At 39.8% G+C, this 16,800-nt stretch carries 12 protein-coding genes; 10 read left to right on the top strand and 2 right to left on the bottom strand.

Going from position 1 to position 16,800, the window contains the following annotated elements; genetic code table 11:
• The 4 genes from E7480_02660 to E7480_02645 all read left to right on the top strand — a co-directional run.
• On the top strand, window positions 1-836 hold an 836-nt coding region (locus tag E7480_02660), incomplete at its 5' end, for an RHS repeat-associated core domain-containing protein (protein ID MBE6903488.1).
• 17 nt (window positions 837-853) lie between these two features.
• Window positions 854-1,315 (top strand): hypothetical protein, encoded by a 462-nt coding sequence (locus tag E7480_02655; protein ID MBE6903487.1) that lies wholly within the window; start codon window positions 854-856, stop codon window positions 1,313-1,315.
• On the top strand, window positions 1,278-1,715 hold the full coding sequence (locus E7480_02650; protein MBE6903486.1) for a DUF4474 domain-containing protein: 438 nt from the start codon (window positions 1,278-1,280) through the stop codon (window positions 1,713-1,715). The genes E7480_02655 and E7480_02650 overlap by 38 nt, the downstream gene beginning before the upstream one ends.
• 16 nt (window positions 1,716-1,731) lie before the next feature.
• Complete coding sequence (locus tag E7480_02645) at window positions 1,732-2,262, top strand: DUF5104 domain-containing protein (protein ID MBE6903485.1); 531 nt, start codon at window positions 1,732-1,734, stop codon at window positions 2,260-2,262.
• A 651-nt stretch (window positions 2,263-2,913) separates the two neighbouring features.
• Here the strand turns inward: E7480_02645 and E7480_02640 are convergent.
• Together E7480_02640 and E7480_02635 are read right to left on the bottom strand one after the other, a co-directional pair.
• The gene (locus E7480_02640; GenBank protein ID MBE6903484.1) at window positions 2,914-3,450 is read right to left on the bottom strand and encodes an ECF transporter S component; all 537 of its coding nucleotides are present in this window, start codon (window positions 3,448-3,450) and stop codon (window positions 2,914-2,916) included.
• A 32-nt stretch (window positions 3,451-3,482) separates the two neighbouring features.
• Window positions 3,483-4,538: a helix-turn-helix domain-containing protein gene (locus tag E7480_02635; GenBank protein MBE6903483.1), complete on the bottom strand. Its 1,056-nt coding sequence runs from the start codon at window positions 4,536-4,538 to the stop codon at window positions 3,483-3,485.
• Window positions 4,539-4,815: 277 nt separating this feature from the next.
• Between E7480_02635 and E7480_02630 the strand changes: the two genes are divergently transcribed.
• From E7480_02630 to E7480_02605, 6 genes are all read left to right on the top strand, one after another.
• The gene (locus E7480_02630) at window positions 4,816-5,643 is read left to right on the top strand and encodes a DUF4185 domain-containing protein (GenBank protein ID MBE6903482.1); all 828 of its coding nucleotides are present in this window, start codon (window positions 4,816-4,818) and stop codon (window positions 5,641-5,643) included.
• Window positions 5,640-9,305 (top strand): hypothetical protein, encoded by a 3,666-nt coding sequence (locus E7480_02625; GenBank protein MBE6903481.1) that lies wholly within the window; start codon window positions 5,640-5,642, stop codon window positions 9,303-9,305. Before E7480_02630 ends, E7480_02625 begins: the two co-directional genes overlap by 4 nt.
• Before the next feature lie 31 nt (window positions 9,306-9,336).
• Window positions 9,337-10,803: an extracellular solute-binding protein gene (locus tag E7480_02620; GenBank protein ID MBE6903480.1), complete on the top strand. Its 1,467-nt coding sequence runs from the start codon at window positions 9,337-9,339 to the stop codon at window positions 10,801-10,803.
• Window positions 10,804-10,818: 15 nt separating this feature from the next.
• Window positions 10,819-14,259: a hypothetical protein gene (locus E7480_02615; GenBank protein MBE6903479.1), complete on the top strand. Its 3,441-nt coding sequence runs from the start codon at window positions 10,819-10,821 to the stop codon at window positions 14,257-14,259.
• 1 nt (window position 14,260) lies between these two features.
• Window positions 14,261-15,790: a hypothetical protein gene (locus tag E7480_02610; GenBank protein MBE6903478.1), complete on the top strand. Its 1,530-nt coding sequence runs from the start codon at window positions 14,261-14,263 to the stop codon at window positions 15,788-15,790.
• Window positions 15,791-15,887: 97 nt separating this feature from the next.
• The gene (locus tag E7480_02605) at window positions 15,888-16,778 is read left to right on the top strand and encodes a sugar ABC transporter permease (GenBank protein MBE6903477.1); all 891 of its coding nucleotides are present in this window, start codon (window positions 15,888-15,890) and stop codon (window positions 16,776-16,778) included.
• Window positions 16,779-16,800 lie beyond the last annotated feature (22 nt).

Raw genomic sequence — 16,800 nt, 5'->3', positions numbered from 1 at the left:
CATATGAGTATGATGCTTGGGGTAACAAGCTTTCCATAAAAGATGCAAACGGAACTGATGTTTCTTCCAACGCTTCTCACATAGCTAACATCAACCCATTCAGATACCGTGGTTATTACTACGATTCCGAAACAAGCTTTTATTACTTGCAGTCAAGGTATTATGATCCTGTTGTGCAGAGGTTTATTAGTGCTGACAATAATTTTAGTAATTATAATTTGTTTATGTACTGTGGTAACAATCCCATAAACAGAGTTGATTCAAATGGCGAACACTGGTATTATTTATGGATAGATGATTTAATTGAAGCAGTAGATGAGCTGATGGCAAGCGTAAGCAACATCATATATGGAAAGGCAGCAAGTGAGCGGAGTTTTTATGATCCTAAGGGAGCTAATGATTTGTGGAACTCTAGGCCATTTCAAGAAACAAAACCGTCCCAAGAAATGCAGACTTTTACGGAATTTATGTATGAACACGATTTTGTTGCTGATATAAGTGTCTCAGTAAGCACTAAAATAGAAGATTCATATGTCAAAGTTGGTGTCAGCAAGGTCCTTAGTCCAAATAAAAATATTGATGCATCATATATTCATGCTGGAGTTGGACAGTCTACTTCGTCAGTGTTTCCAATTACTATTTCTTATAGCGTTGGAATAGTTAACAATGTCAACGCCAAAAATGATTATGCTAAAGACTTCTTGGATATAGGTATTGTAACTGGAATTGGTTTTGATTACTGTTGGTGGCCTAATGGAGCAAGTGCATATGGCTTTACTGTTAGCAATTCATATGGAGTATATGGTGGCTATGACTATTATTGGTGTATTGATTAATTATATGGGTGATTACTGTGGAAAGTTTATTAAGAGTCTCTTTTTTAACACATACCTTTGTGGCGATATTTACTGGATTTTTGCTTTTTAGAATAGTTTTTGGTATAATAAAAAAAGCTAAAAAGATTGAAAATCGAAAGATGCGTATAATTTTATGTATAGCTGTAAGTAGTGTGCTTAGTTGCTTTTGGTTCTGGTTTTTTGTTTATCATAATCTATACCCGATTTCTTTGGCATATTACGAATATAATCAAGATGTTGTCGAAGAAAAATTTGGTATTATAGATAGTATAGAACAAGATGGCAAAGACCGCATATGTTTAATTATTGACAACATAGAATATACAATGGTTCATAGTAGCGTCAAACCTTTTGTTATTATTGGCAAGGATATTGACAAAGGCGATGCTGTAAAAATTAAATTCGGAGCGAAATCAAAGTATATTTTTGACATTTACCAATCAAGCACAAAGCCTTAACTATAGTTCAATTTATTTATCTAAAAATCTACAAAAGAAAAGGGGAAGTACAATTTGGACGTGGAAAGGTGATTATATCAATTTAGGAGCCGGAGCAGAGTTGGGAATTTATCGCGGTTCTAGTGGTCATCGTATCGTAGACCCCAGATTAGCTATGTGGATGGGGATGACCGTAACATACAAAGATAATTTCATTATTGATTATTATCCAGAAAAAGATCAGTGGTGGATTACCGGTTTTAATCCGGCATATCAAAATGTAAATGTTAATGAACTTTTTGTATCGATTGGATTAGGGTTTAATGATTTTGACATGTATTATGCTTTCAAAGGTCGAGCCGAAAGGGATTTTCGATGGTCATTTTACGATGATTTAGAAATGGCAATTCTTCGGTTTTGAGAGAGGTGTGTTCTGTATGAAAAAAGCACTATTTTTAATATTATTACTTGTTTTATTGTTTGTTTTTGCCTCCTGCTCTGAGAAGGGAATAAATATGTTTTTTAAAATTTATGATAATGAAAAAGTTGCAGATACAACCTTTTACGAAATAATCGATGCCATTGAGCAGAGAAATGATTCGAAAATTGTGATGATGTTCGCCAAAGCCATTCAGAATGAAAAGACTCTATCGCAGGATGCAGTAAGACTGATTGATTCTATTCATGGTGATATAACCTCAATTTCTTCTGCATCTGATACAGGAGTGAATGCCAATTATGAAAAAAATAAAGGAAAAAAGAAAAAAGAAATACAGTCTTCCTTTTGTATTACAACAGCCGAAATGAAATACTATATGGCTATCAAAGAATGTGTAATAGACGATTATGACAATAATAACGAAGGAGTTCTTTCTGTCTATATTATTAAAGCAGAAGATTGGAAAGAGGACTGTGTGTATATCGGAGATGGAAAATGGACTCCGGGAATAACTATTGACGGTCGTTGAGAAAACATAACATAACACAGGGGACGGTTCTGTGTCTTCTATCCTTATGCAATACCTGTTTTTCCTTAATAAAGGGGGTTAAAAATGAAATATTTAACAGATGATTTAGCTCAAAAAGTTTGCCTACCCGACGGCAAGCAATAAGAAAAAGAATGGAACGAAAGAATAGATCAAGTTATTTCTGAGCTTGAAGCAATATCTTATAAATTGCCAAAACGATTTTTAAAAGAATTTTCAAAAAGACATTTTCACGATTACAAAATAAAAAGCTTTTCTATTGAAAAAAGGCAGTTAAAATCACGATTTGTATACGATTTAATTTTAATATTAACAGACCCTTTAAACAGTTTAAAAGAACATACTCTTATTTTTAAAAATGTTAAAAATATTAAAAGTCAGTTTGATATCGGGGAATATCCTATAAATCTTGATTGGCTTTACAGTGAAATATTGCCGAGTTTATATCCATTGAAATACAATTTGCAGGCTATAACGGTATTTACGCCGAATTTACCAAGCTTGCCTATAAATGCGAAATAAAATCACTTTATTAAAGAAACTCTTTATTCCATAAAACACTCAGGGGGAGATAACTCTCCCTCTGAGTGTAAAAACCGAAAATGTAAAATAAGGCCGTAAAAACGAAGGTTTTTACGGCCCTTTTGTTATTTTGGGACTATCAAGAAGCATAACGAGAATAGGAATCAATATTATTTGAACGATAATACCCGGGATTGCGTTGACAAGCGAACCTGTTATAAAGGCGGAGAAAGTAAAGGCTTTGCCTGTTAATCCAAGACAGGTAAGCATAGCAACCCCCCAAATTATTCTGCCTGTTATCATAGCGCTCAGCAGGGAGCAATAAATATATGGCTTTTTGCGAGGCAGCAGTTTGTGCAATAAACCTGCAATAAAGCCGTAAGAGGCAAGCTCAAATGCCATACAGACAGCCCTTGGAAAAAGAAGAGGTGCGCCTAAGGTAAGTGAACGGAACAAGGGGGCGACAAAGCCTACCGCAAGAGCCCAGAAAGGACCGCATATAAAGCCGCAGAGAAGCACTGGGATATGCATAGGACAAAGCTTAGAGCCGATTTCGGAAAGCTGCCCTGTAAAAAAGGGCAGAACATAAGCGAGCGCCAGAAACAAAGAGGTAAGAATCATTTTTAATAAAGCAGAGTGTTTTCTCATAAAAGCTCCTTTAAAACAGTCAGAATTACAAATTATTTATGAGTCTTTTTATAGTTTGACGGACTTATACCCATAATGGAAATAAAGGAGCGATAGAAGCTTGAAAAGCTTTCATAGCCGCAAAGCTGACCTATTTCCGCAACGCTTAAATTTGAACTTGAAAGAAGCTCGACAGCCTTTGAAACTCTTAGGCTTTTAAGGTAGTTTTCAGGAGTCATTCCCATACTTTTTTTGAAAAGTCCCGAAAAATAATTTCCGTTCATAGAAACAATTTGCGAAATTTTAGAAATTCTGAAATCGGGCTCAAGGTAATGGCTGTTGATATAGTCTATCGCTGTATTTACAGAGGAATAGCCCACGTGGGTTTTGATTTTTGAAGAATCCTGAAAACGTGAGGCGTAAGAAGCATCTATGTAGCGGATTAAAACACTTGACATTTCCAGAAGCTTTGAAATTATAACAAGCTGATACGCTGTTTTCTTCATAACAAATTCATCATATATAGAAGAAAGTATGCTTTTAACGGAATTGTTCATATCTGTATTTGATTTAAAGAAAAAGAAAGGATAGTTTCCCGAATAGAGAGTATGAAGAAATCCGTATTTTTCCTCTGTGAAGTTTTTATTGAGCAAAAGGTGAGGGTAAAAGTAATAAACCTTTAAAACGGCAGGGTCGACAGGGTCGGGACACCAGCAGTGAGGCACATTTTCATTAAACATAAGAATATCGCCTGTGTTAATTTCTATACATTGGTTATTGGCAACAAAAAGCGCTTTTCCTGAAATTACCTCTGTAATTTCAAAATAAGTGTGCATATGAAAAAGCAAAACATCGGGCAAAAGGGAGTTCCAATACTCAGGCACATTTATCGGTACAAGATTTTTTGCGTAAGAGTTCATATCCTTGTTCAAGGTTTTATGAAGCATAATCTCTTTTTCTTCATTGTAGAAAACCTCAGATATCTGATTTGTTTCTACCTCTTCGCTGTAAAGGATTTTAGGCATATTCATTTTTATCTGCTCAACCTTAAACAGTGGGCTTTCATTACCCAAATCCTCGTTTACGATATTTATATACGGCTTTCTCATTTTGCTCACCTGTCAATTATTGTAATAATGAACATATTATAGCATATGATTTTTAAAAAAGCAAGGTAAAATTGCTACAATATATGTAAATTTGCAATAAACATATGATTTTTTGCATTGAAAATTTTTATATGAAATGGTACTATTATATTGTATTATTGGAAAATAGCCAAAAAATCGAAAAACGAAGAAAATTGTCGGCGGTTTTCTATAATTACTGTAATTCGGTTCGGAAGAACTGACAATAAATAAAAAAGCAAATCAAGGAGGAAAAACTATGAAAAAATCAGCGACAAAAATTCTCGGCGTGCTTTGTGCAGTTGCTATGCTTGTATCTGTTTGTGTTCCCACAATAGCTATAGCGGCTGAGCAAACAGGACCTATCACGGTTGCTACAGCACAAGACATAACAGCTACCGGCGCGTATTCTCCTGACAGCCCTTTAAGCACTTGGGTTTCAGGCTCTACAAGATATTTTATCACCAGTGATAACGGAGGTAATTCTCATCAGAAATTCTCCGGTACTGTTGATGCGCCTATGCAGACTCCCATATTTGAAAAGACCAAGGAGCAGATGTTTACCAATGCAAATGCTATTAACGGTCAGCCTTGGATTATAAATATTTATAAGGATGCAGACGGCGGACTTCTTGCGTTTTTACATATAGAATATGCTACAGGCTCTGACGGCTCTGCAAACAAGGGCAGAATAGCTCTTGCTTACTCAACCAATAACGGCGACACCTTTACCTATTTAGGAGAAATAGTTGCTCCTTACGGCGACCCTGACCTTTCCGGCGGATTTATTCAGGGCTGTCCTTATATAGTTAAAGACGGATATTTCTACATTTACTTTACCGAATATACAGCAGAGGGACAGATTGCAGCTGCAAGAGCTCCTTTGGCAGACGTTTTGGCAGCAGCAAAGGAAGGCACAGTTACCAATTGGAACAAGTATTATAACAATACTTGGGACCAGCCTGCTATGGGCGGCGTAGCTTCTGCTCTTAAGGATTCCTACGGTAATGCAGTAACAGGTATTACTCATGCAAACGCTGCTTACAGCGAATACACAGGCACATATTTCCTGCTACATCCTGGATGACCTGGGAAGGCGCTAACACATACGTTAAGCTTTGGGAATCCAAGGACGGCGTTACTTGGGATTGGCATTCAGACGTTGTTAACGAGCCCGCTTCCAACTACAGAGATGATATAGAGGTAGGAACAGGCTGGCAGTATACAACAATTATCGACTGCGGAACAAAAGAAAATGCTACAGTTGGTCAGCAGTTCTATCTGTACTGCGCAAACAAACCCTACGAGCCCGAAGAGATGTCTATCAAGAGATGGACTATCGACCTTACATATGCAGAAACAAAATTTGTAGTATTACAGGATTTCGAAAACACAACAGTTGAACAGGCTTTCGGGGATTACAAATCTCCCGCATACTCTGCAGAAATTACTGACGAGTATTCAGTTGACGGCGAAAAATCACTTAAGGTTACAAAGAGCGACAGTGAGTGGAGCCTATTCTCCGTAAATCTTGATACATCAAAAATTAACCTTTCCAATCTTAGCACAATCATTATGTATCTCAAGCTTCCCGAAACCTGTACTCAGGGAGATGGAACACAGATAGTTACAAAGATGGGTGTAATTGCAGGCGGAAAAGAGTACGCTTCAAACGACTTGGGCAAGATATTTGACTCTGCAAGCAACTCATTTATTGACAATGACTATTCTTACGGCAACAAAAATCAGATGTGGATAAGCAATCTCAACGACAAGGAAATTGCAGTTGTTATCCCTGTAGGAATGGGCTATGACAAAACAACAATCACATCAGTATTTATGAGTACTCACGATCCTATGGCAGGAGAAGCTATCTATGTTGACAGAATTGTGGGTGTTGAAGGTAAATACGACGGCTCTACAGGCTTCGTTGCTCCCGGCGAAACTAAATTCGTAGTTTTACAGGACTTTGAAAATACAACTGTTGAAAACGCTTTCGGAGCACATAAATCTGCTGTATATTCTGCAGAAATTACAGACGAGTATTCAATTGACGGCTCAAAATCACTTAAGGTTACAAAAAGCGACGAGTCATGGGGTGTATTCTCTGTAAATCTTGATACATCAAAGATTAACCTTTCCAAACTCAGCACAATTATTATGTATCTAAAGCTTCCTGAAACATGTACACAAAACGGCGGGGACCAGGTAGTTGCACAGATGGGTGTACTTGCAGACGGAGAGAGACAATCAACAGGACTTGGCGAGATATTTGACGTTGCAAGCAATTCATTTATTGACAATGACTATTCCTCCGGAACAGGCAATACAATGTGGATAACCACTCCTGCAAGCAACAGAGAAATCGCAGTTGTTATACCTGTAGGAAACGATTTTGACAAGACAAAGATTACATCAGTATATATGTATACTCACGATCCTATGGCAGGTGAGGCTATCTATGTTGACAGAATTGTCGGCGTTGAAAACGCGTATGACAACTCCTTAGGCTTTGTTCCTGCTATAGAAACTAAGTTCACAGTTCTTGAGGACTTTGAAAACGTAACAACAGAAAACATCTTAGGACCCTCTTGGGGCACTACCTACAACACAGAGATATCCACAGACTATGCAGTTGACGGAACAAAATCCCTTAAGGTTACAAAGGCTACAGGTGAGTGGGGATATCTTAACATCAACATTGATATCAGCAAGATAAAGGCTAAAAACCTAAGCACACTTATCTTCTTCCTTAAGACTCCCGATGTATGCGCACAAAACGGCGGCGACCAGCTTGTTGCACAGTTCGGTGTAGTTTCTAACGGCAATCCCTATCATTCCAACAATGTTGGACAGTTATACGATGTTAAGTCAGGTGTAATGCTTGAAACTGACTATTCCTTCGGAAACAAATACGGTATCTGGATGACTCCCGGAACAAACCAAGAAATAGCTGTTATCGTTCCCTTAGACGAAATCAAGGCTGAGGACGGAACTCTTGACAAGTCAGGAATCACAGCTGTATTTATGGAATCCGCAGAGCCTGTTGCAGACAAGGCTATTTACATTGACAGAATCGTTGCTGTTGAAGGCGCATTTGACGGTTCATTAGGCTTCGTTCCCAGTGAAGAAGAGCCCGAGGTTCCCGAAGTTCCCGATGAGCCCGAAGAAGAAAAGAACTTTGTTGTTCTTGAAGACTTCGAAAACGCTGATCCCGATAAAGTATTAGGTCCTTGCTGGGGCGCTACATACGAAACAGAAATCTCCAAGGAATACAGCGTTGACGGCAAAAAATCCCTTAAGGTTACAAAGACCGAAGGCGGATGGGCATATCTTACAGTTAATGCTGATTTCAGCAAGATAGACACATCTAAGATGAGCGCAGTTATTATGTTTATCAAGACTCCCGATGTATGCGCTCAGGAAAACGGCTCTCAGCTTGTTGCACAGTTCGGTGTAGTTGCAAACGGAAATCCGTACCACTCCAATAACGTTGGTCAGATTTATGACGTTAAGGCAGGACAGATGCTTTCTACCGACTATTCATTCGGCAACAAGTACGGTATTTGGGTAACACCCGGATATGACAAAGAAATAGGTATTGTTATTCCTCTTGATGAAATAAAAGCAGACGATATTGCAACCCACGGCGAGCTTGACAAGTCTGCAATTACCTCCGTATTTATGGCATCTGCAGAGCCTATTGCAGATAAGGCTATCTACATTGACAGAATTGTTGGTATAGTTGGCGAGTTTGACGGCTCAACAGATTTTGCAAAGGTTATTGACGATTCCAAATACGTAATGCTTCAGGATTTTGAAAACACAACAACCAACGAAGTATTCGGCACACATAGATCTCCTACATACTCAGGTGAAATCACAAGCGAGTATGCAGCTGACGGCGAGAAATCCCTTAAGGTTACAAGCACTGACGGCAACTGGGGCGTATTCTCCGTAAATCTTAACACATCAAGACTTGACCTTACTAAGTTAAGCACAGTTATTATGTATCTCAAGCTTCCCGAAACCTGCACACAGAACGGCGGCGACCAGATAGTTGCTCAGTTTGGTGTACTCGCAGAGGGCGAAAGATATTCAACAAAGCTTGGCAAGATATTTGATGTTGCAACCGGCGCTTATATTGATTGGGATTACTCTCAGGGACAGGGCGGCAATATGATTTGGTTCAACCCTGCAAACAACAGAGAGATTGCAGTTATCATTCCCTTGGGAGATGACTTTGACAAGACAAAGATTACATCAGTATTTATGTATTCTCACGAGCCTATGGAAAATCAGGCACTTTACGTTGACAGAATTATCGGTGTTCAGGGCGAATTCAACGAAGAAGTTCCTCCTGCAGTTCTCTTTAACGGCTTTGAGGTTGAAAATGACGTTATTACAAATATTGATGCTAACACAACAGTAGCTGACCTTCTTAAAGAAATGAAGGCTGCAAACAATGCAAACGTACAGTTTGAAAACACAGTAGACTCCAAGGTTGGTACAGGCGCAACAGTTACCTTTACAGTTGACGGCGAAGAGAAAACCTACAGCGTTCTTATTGAAGGCGACGTTACAGGCGACGGTGAAGCAAACGTACTTGACCTTATCCAGATGAGAAACGACCTCTTAAACAAAATCAATCTTGACGGTCTGTTCAAGACAGCTTGTGATTCTGATTCAGACGGTTATGTTTCAATCATTGATTTGTTGAACTTCAAGAAAGAGCTTTTTAAAGCCTAATTACCCCTAATTGTTTACATTGGAGGAACATATGAAAAGAATAATAGCTATAATATTAGTTGTTGTATTATCACTTACTTTCCTTACTGCTTGCAAAAACACTCCTAAGGATAGCACAGGCACAAGCAGCGGCATAAGTGATGATATAGACAACAACACAGGAAATAACACTACTGACGATGATGACCTTTTAGAAGACGAAGACTCCGCCGTAACCGGCGGAGAATCGTCTGACGATACTGAAGAGTCCTCTCAGGCACCTACAAATTCAGTTGTTACAGACGTAGAGGTTTCTGACAAATCAGAGGATTTGTATGCTGATTTAAAAGGAACAACTGTAAGAGTTATTGCTTTTGAAGAGCCTGCTACAATAACAAAGCTTATGATAAAGCAATTCGAGAAGAAATACGAATGTAAAGTAACAGTTGAAATCTACAGCTGGGCTGACTGGCAGGTAAAGATACTTGAAATGGTTGCTGCAGGAAATCCTCCTGATTTGGCAGTTTGCTTTGACCAGCACTTTATCAAATACGCTGCAACAGATATATTACAGCCTATTGACTCTTACATTGATGCAAACGCTCCCTTCTGGGATAAGACAATTCTTAACAACTACAAATGGAAGGGCAAGACTTACGCTGTAAACACAGAAGCTTATGATACAATTATGCTTCACTACAACAAGAACTTGCTTGAAAATGCAGGTCTTGACGGCGCTGCTGACCCCTATGAAGTTTACAAAAGAGGCGAGTGGACCTTTGATAAGTTCCGTGAATACGCTAAAGCTTTAACCAAGCAAAAGGACGGTCAGACAGAGGTTTGGGGCTATGCTTCCTGGATACACGATGCATTCGTTTATGCAGCAGGCGGCAGAGGAATTGTTTTAAATAAAGACGGTACTATTGATATAACTCTTGACAAAGCTGCTGAAATTGCAGGTCTTGAAATGCTCAGAAAAATGATACACGAGGATAAATCAACCTCAACTGCAGCGATGAACAGCTTCAACGCTCTATTCAACGCTCAGAAGGTAGCATTTATGGCTGAAAGACCCGGCTATGCAGTACCCGACGAATCAAAGCATACAGCTTTTGAAATCGGTATGGTTCCCATGCCTAAGGTAGATAAAAATTCAAAGCACTACAACCCTGCAATTACTCAGGCTTGGGGTGTTCCCGTAGGAGCAAAGAATCCTAAGGGTGCTATGGCTTATATCTATTACGGCGCTGTATTCAGCGATGCAAACAAAAATACAACCTATGCTATTTCTCAGAGAAATAAAATGATAACAGATAAAAATCTTGCTATCTATAAAGAGGCTGTAAAATCCAATGAGAAGGTATTCTCATTTATCAACGGTCTTGGCAACTGGTATGACAAGCAGTGGCCTGAGCTCTGGAATCTCATTTATACAGAGAATAAAACAGCTGTAAACGCTGTTGCTTCTGCTAAGCCTATTATTGAATATGAGATAGAGCAGACATTGAAAAACAAATAATAAGGGGAGAAAAATATGAAAACCAAGAAGATATTGACTTTAGTTCTTGCTATACTTTTAATTTTCTCCACCTGCTCCTTTTTAACAGCTATTGCACAGAACGGACCTCGCTTTGTAGTTTTACAGGACTTTGAAAACACCACTGTAGAAGATGCCTTCGGAGCACACAAATCTCCTAACTACAATGCGGCTATTTCCACAGACTATTCGGCAGACGGTACAAAATCTCTTAAAATTACAAAGAGTGATAGTGGCTGGTCTGTTTTCTCAATCAATCTTGATACATCAGATATTGACCTTTCTCAAATGAGTACAATTATTGCGTTCCTTAAAATGCCTGCAACCTGTACTCAGGAAAGCGGAGCTCAGGCAGTTGCCAGATTTGGTGTGCTTGCAGACGGCGCAGAGAAATATTCAAACAGTCTGGGAAAAATATACGATGCTTCTACAGGAGCATTTATTGACAATGACTACTCCTACGGACAGGGCGGCGACACCATTTGGTTCAGCCCTGCAAACAGCAAGGAAATTGCAGTTGTTGTTCCCATTGACGGCACCTTTGACAAAACAAAGATTACATCTTTCTTTATGTATACCCACGAGCCCAAGAGCGGTCAGAGCCTTTATATTGACAGAATTGTCGGTGTTGAAGGTGCATTCGATAACTCTTTAGGCTTTGTAGGTGAAGGCGGTAACAGCGGCGGAAACGGCGGCGGAAACGGCGGTGGAAACGGCGGTGGTGGAAGCTTTGGTCCTGACGGCTTCAAGGTATTACAGGACTTTGAAAACACTACTGCAGGGGAAGCCTTCGGAGCTCATAAATCTCCTGCTTACAATGCTGCTATTTCTACCGAATATGCTTTTGACGGCACAAAATCCCTTAAGGTTACAAAGAATAACAGCGATTGGGGCGTTTTCTCTGTAAATCTTAATACAGCAAATATTGACCTTTCCAGAATGAGTACAATTATTGCATTCCTTAAATTGCCTGCAAGCTGTACTCAGGAAAGCGGAACTCAGGTAGTTGCTCAGTTCGGCGTTCTTGCAGACGGACAGGAAAAGCTTTCCAACAGCATCGGAAAGATATATGACGTTGCTTCAGGCAATTTTATCGACTATGACTATTCTGCAGGAAACGGCAATATGATTTGGTTCAGCCCTGCAAACAGCAAAGAAATTGCAGTTGTTGTTCCCATTGACTCAAACTTTGACAAAACAAAGATTACTTCCTTTATTATGTATACCCACGAGCCCAAGAGCGGTCAGAGCCTTTATGTTGACAGAATTGTCGGCGTTCAGGGCGACTACGATAACTCTTTAGGCTTTACAGGTGAAGGCGGAAGCGGCGACGGCGGTAATGGCGACGGCGGAAACGGCGGCTCAAACAATAACTTTGCAGTTATACAGGACTTCGAAAACATTTCTGCGGAAGATGCCTTCAAGGGCCACAATTTGTTTGACGATGAGGCTACTGCTGATGCTACTGCTGAAATCACTGAAGAATTTAAGGTTGACGGTACAAAATCTCTTAAGATTACAGGTACAGTAAACGACCAATGGAGATTTAAGTTCTTCAAGGTAGACGTAAGCCAGATTGATGCTGAAAATCTCAGCACAGTTATTATGTTTATCAAATACGGTGAAAAGTGTACTCCTCAGGGACATATGGGCGGACAGGCGGTTTCCCGTTTCGGCGTTTACACCACTGACGGATATGCTTATTACTGTAACAACTTAGGTAAAATTTATGATGCTGATTTAGGCGCATACATTGACAATGACTATTCTTCAGGTCAGAAGAATATGACTTGGTTCTTCGATGCCCGTAATAAATTGATTGCATACAACATTCCTTTAGACGGAATGACTAAGAATCCTTCAAACCCCGGTCCCGAGCTTGACAAGAGCAAAATCGAATACATCTTTATTGAGACTCACGAGCCTCAGCAAAATGTAAGTATGTATATCGACAGAATTGTCGGCGTAATCGGTCCCGATGACGGTTCTACAGGCTTTGCTCCCTCAATAGAGCTTCCCGGAGCTCCCGAGGTTACAACAGGTCTTTATATGCTTGAAGATTTTGACAAGTTTGCAAAGGACACAGACCTTCTCGGAGCAGCTGCAGTTTCAAGCACACCCAGAAAGGGCGCTTGGGCTCAGAAGCCTAACGGACAGTGGTACTTTGACGGCATAGTAGGTACAGCTGTTGCTTCCGACGATTTTGCAGGAATTGGCGGAGTATCTGCTAAATTTGAGTATCCTGACGGACTTCTTACCTGGGCAGACGGCGGAGAATGCGCTTTCAAAGCACCCATACAGCAGTATGGTCCTGTAACTGATATGTCCGGTATAATAGTATATGTTAAAACACCCGGCAAGAACGCAACAAGCGCAACAGATACTTTAGGCTTCAAGCCAGGCTTTGAAGGCAATAAGGGCTCTGATTTTGCAGTTCTCGGTCTTAAGGACGGCAGCTATGTAAAGGTTATCAGCGGCGGCGAAACAAACTGGAAATATGTTGCAGTTAACGGCGTTGATATTCAGTTGCCTTATGATTGGGAAGGCTATATTCAGCTTCCCTTTGACTCTCTTGTAGTAACACATCCTTCTCCCGATTTTGATGTATCAATGGCTGATTCATCCTTCAGTCCTGCATTTTATGCATATATAGAGTACATCGGCGGAGAAAGCGGAGCTGCGTATCTTGACGATATAATGGCGTATACAAGAGCATTCAACACAGAAGCAACCGATTTCCTTCCTGCTGATTGGGAGGACAGAGAATGCGCTTCTGTCGGAACATTGACAAAGCCCGGTTCGGATGAAATAACCATTGATAAAATACTTGATGAAATCAACAATACAGATAATGACATTGTTATTACATCTACATCTCCCTATGAAATTTCTTCTGTAATTTTCGAAGCTCTTCAGGGTGAGGACCAGAATATTATAGTTGAGGTTACAGACGGAGAAAAGGTTCTTTACAGCTGGACTATAAACGGTAAGGATATAACAAATACGGAAGACGATTTTGAAACAAATATCCTGCTTAACGGAAGCTTCTTCCAGGATGCTATAGTTGAGCTTACAGGCTTTGACCCCTTTGAAACTACTTTTATTACAACAGTTGAGGATGAACTCCCCGCAGAAAAAGCAATTCTCAGAATATATACAGGTCTTGAGGATGACACAGAGATAAACGCTTACCTTTACGACTTCTTAACTGAGGACGCTGAGGTTGTTAAGCAGGGCTTAACAGTTGAAGGCGGATATGTAAGCTTTGAAATTACAATGGGCGGAGAATACTTCCTCTCCGAAGGAAATTACAAGATTTCCGATGTAAAAGTACCCGACACAAGCGATACAACACTTTTGATTTTTGTAACATTACTTATGGCGTCTATGATTATGATTGGATGCTTAACAGTAAGAACAGCTAAAGGAAAGAAATAGTATGAAATTTAGAATTACAGCATTATTTCTTGCATTGGTTGCAGTGTTTTCTCTTTCTTCCTGTAACAATGGGAAAGAGGCAGACCCTTCAAGCAGCTCCTTGCAAGAGGAAAGCTCTTCACAGGTGAATACAGAGTCAGACATTTCGTCTGACTCTGCTTCAAAGGACGAAAGCAGCAGTACACCAAGCTCTTCCAAGCCTTCTGCAAGTTCGTCCAAGCCTTCAGGAGATATAGGGGATGATGATATAGATATCAATATTACTTATACAAATGCTCCCAAGGTAAAGCTTGCAAGCAGAACAATTGACATTAAAAACAACGAGCCTATTGCTGCTCAGGTTAAGCAAATGGGCTATTATATTGAGATGCCTCCGTATTTACAGATGGTTAACGGAAAGGTGAAGGCATTCTTAGCTACAAGCTGGACAGGTATGGCTGAATTTAATTCGGGCAAAACTCTCAAGTCCACAAGCAATGTTTTTAATACAAGCTCTAAGAAGACTATGTCATCTTCTTCAATCGTAAACTTCGGACAGCAGACCTGGAAGCCCGAAACAATAGCAAACGAGCCTTATTGGATGCGTAATTACTACGGTATTTTCAACACGCTGACTGTTAAGCCGGCGGGTAAGGAAGAGCACCTTCTTGCAATTATGCACTGCGAAAATAAGAATGAGCGCTTTGATTTGGGTACAGGCCCCGTATACTACAACAATACTGTATTTCCTTTAGATAAGGTTTACAGCCAAGACGAGTATGACGGCGCAGGTCCTGACGGCGTTTACAAGGAAAGCTCAGGCACATACTTTGCATTTACAAGTATGGCAGTGCTTCCGTCAAAGGATGTTGGAACAAAAACCTTTAACGATGGCGACTTAGGTCCTGTTATATGGCCCTCTGCAGGTTATCTCAACTCAAAGGGTGAGCAGGCATCTCAGGGACTTCGTCATCCCACAGGCTTTTCCGACGGTGAATACGTTTATATTTACTATCTTGATACCTCTAAAACCAACTCCGAGGCAGGCAGACAGGCAGGCCTTAAGGTTGCCCGTTCTCCTATTTCCGAATTAGGTAAGCCCGGAAGCTTCAAAACATATTTCTCAGGCAAATGGGAAGAGGATGCATTACCCAAGAACTTTGACAAGAACAGCAGAGATATGTTCTATAAAAAAGGCGGAAAAAGCTCAATCATTATAAATGACCAGATTGTACGCTTCAGCGTTGCCAAGGTTAAGGGAACTCCCTATTATCTCGGCGTTGAAGAGGCGTGGACAAGTCAGGGTCTTTCAATTATGCTAAGAGCATCAAGAGACCTTGTAACCTGGGGCGACCCGCTTACAATTTATAACGTTCAGTCAGGAAAGCACACTGACGGCTATTTGCATTATCCCGTATTCTACAACAAGAACTTTACATCCTGCGTAGAAATAGATAAGGACGAGTTCTATATCGGCGGTACTTTTGGCCCCGGAACTCCCACAACATATTTCCAATATGTAAAACTTTCTGTAGATATTAGCGACAATTAAACAAATAGTATATTTATTTGCCGGTATAACTTTGATTATACCGGCAAATAAGATAGAAAATAAAAGGCGTAAATTTTGATTTTAAGAGGATATACATATGCGTAGGTTAACATTAGAAAATAAAAAATCCTTTATGGGCTTGTTTTTTGTAAGTCCGTGGATAATCGGAATAATTGTATTTTTCCTTTATCCGCTTATTACAACGATAAGATATTCCTTCAGTGATGTTAAATTTGCTGAGGGCGGTCTTTTTGTCGGTCCTTTGGAAATTTTTTTTGCAAACTACATTAAGCCCTTTGTAGAGGACGCAGACTTTCTCAGGCTTTTTACCGAAACAATTCAAAAAATGGTGCTTTTGGCGCCTTGCATAGTATTTTTCAGCTTATTCGTTGCCATAATTCTCAATCAGAAATTTATAGGACGTACCTTTATGCGTGCTATGTTTTTCCTTCCCTTTATTCTGGCAACGGGCATTGTTACGTCTATTATCAAGCAAAGCTTAAGCGAAATTGCAAGAGGCGGAGATTCAACCTCAAACCTCTTTAATCCCGCATTGCTTACCAATCTTCTTTTACAGAGCGACGTTCCGCAAAGTGTTGTTAATTTCCTTTCAACACTTATCAGTAACATAATGGACCTTGTATGGCAAAGCGGTCTGCAGGTAATTATTTTCCTTGTAGGTCTTTTGGCTATCCCCAGCGTTTATTACGAGGTTGCGGCGGTGGAAGGCTCAACAAGCTGGGAATCCTTCTGGAAAATTACCTTTCCCATGATTTCACCTTATATTTTGGTTTCTCTTATTTATACAGTTATTGATTTGTTTACCTCTTATGACAATACCGTAATGAAATATATTGTAGATACAGGCTATAAAAACTTCCAACTCTCATATATGTCGTCGCTGTTCTGGATTTACTTTATTACGGTTATGCTGTTTGTAGGAATAGTTTATCTGCTCTTTGGCAGAAAGATACACTACAACAAATAATTGAATTTTGAAAGTTAGTGCC

The organism is Oscillospiraceae bacterium, assembly GCA_015067255.1.
In the GTDB taxonomy this organism is placed as follows: domain Bacteria; phylum Bacillota; class Clostridia; order Oscillospirales; family SIG519; genus SIG519.
The sequence above is the reverse complement of the archived record's forward strand: the minus strand, read 5'-3'. Positions and strand labels throughout refer to the sequence as shown.

Bases quoted from the DNA above. Each gene is read 5' to 3' on its own strand.
- E7480_02635 (MBE6903483.1), bottom strand. From the start codon at position 4,538: ATGAGAAAGCCGTATATAAATATCGTAAACGAGGATTTGGGTAATGAA.
- E7480_02645 (MBE6903485.1), top strand. From the start codon at position 1,732: ATGAAAAAAGCACTATTTTTAATATTATTACTTGTTTTATTGTTTGTT.
- E7480_02640 (MBE6903484.1), bottom strand. From the start codon at position 3,450: ATGAGAAAACACTCTGCTTTATTAAAAATGATTCTTACCTCTTTGTTT.
- E7480_02605 (MBE6903477.1), top strand. From the start codon at position 15,888: ATGCGTAGGTTAACATTAGAAAATAAAAAATCCTTTATGGGCTTGTTT.
- E7480_02615 (MBE6903479.1), top strand. From the start codon at position 10,819: ATGAAAACCAAGAAGATATTGACTTTAGTTCTTGCTATACTTTTAATT.
- E7480_02630 (MBE6903482.1), top strand. From the start codon at position 4,816: ATGAAAAAATCAGCGACAAAAATTCTCGGCGTGCTTTGTGCAGTTGCT.
- E7480_02625 (MBE6903481.1), top strand. From the start codon at position 5,640: ATGACCTGGGAAGGCGCTAACACATACGTTAAGCTTTGGGAATCCAAG.
- E7480_02620 (MBE6903480.1), top strand. From the start codon at position 9,337: ATGAAAAGAATAATAGCTATAATATTAGTTGTTGTATTATCACTTACT.
- E7480_02610 (MBE6903478.1), top strand. From the start codon at position 14,261: ATGAAATTTAGAATTACAGCATTATTTCTTGCATTGGTTGCAGTGTTT.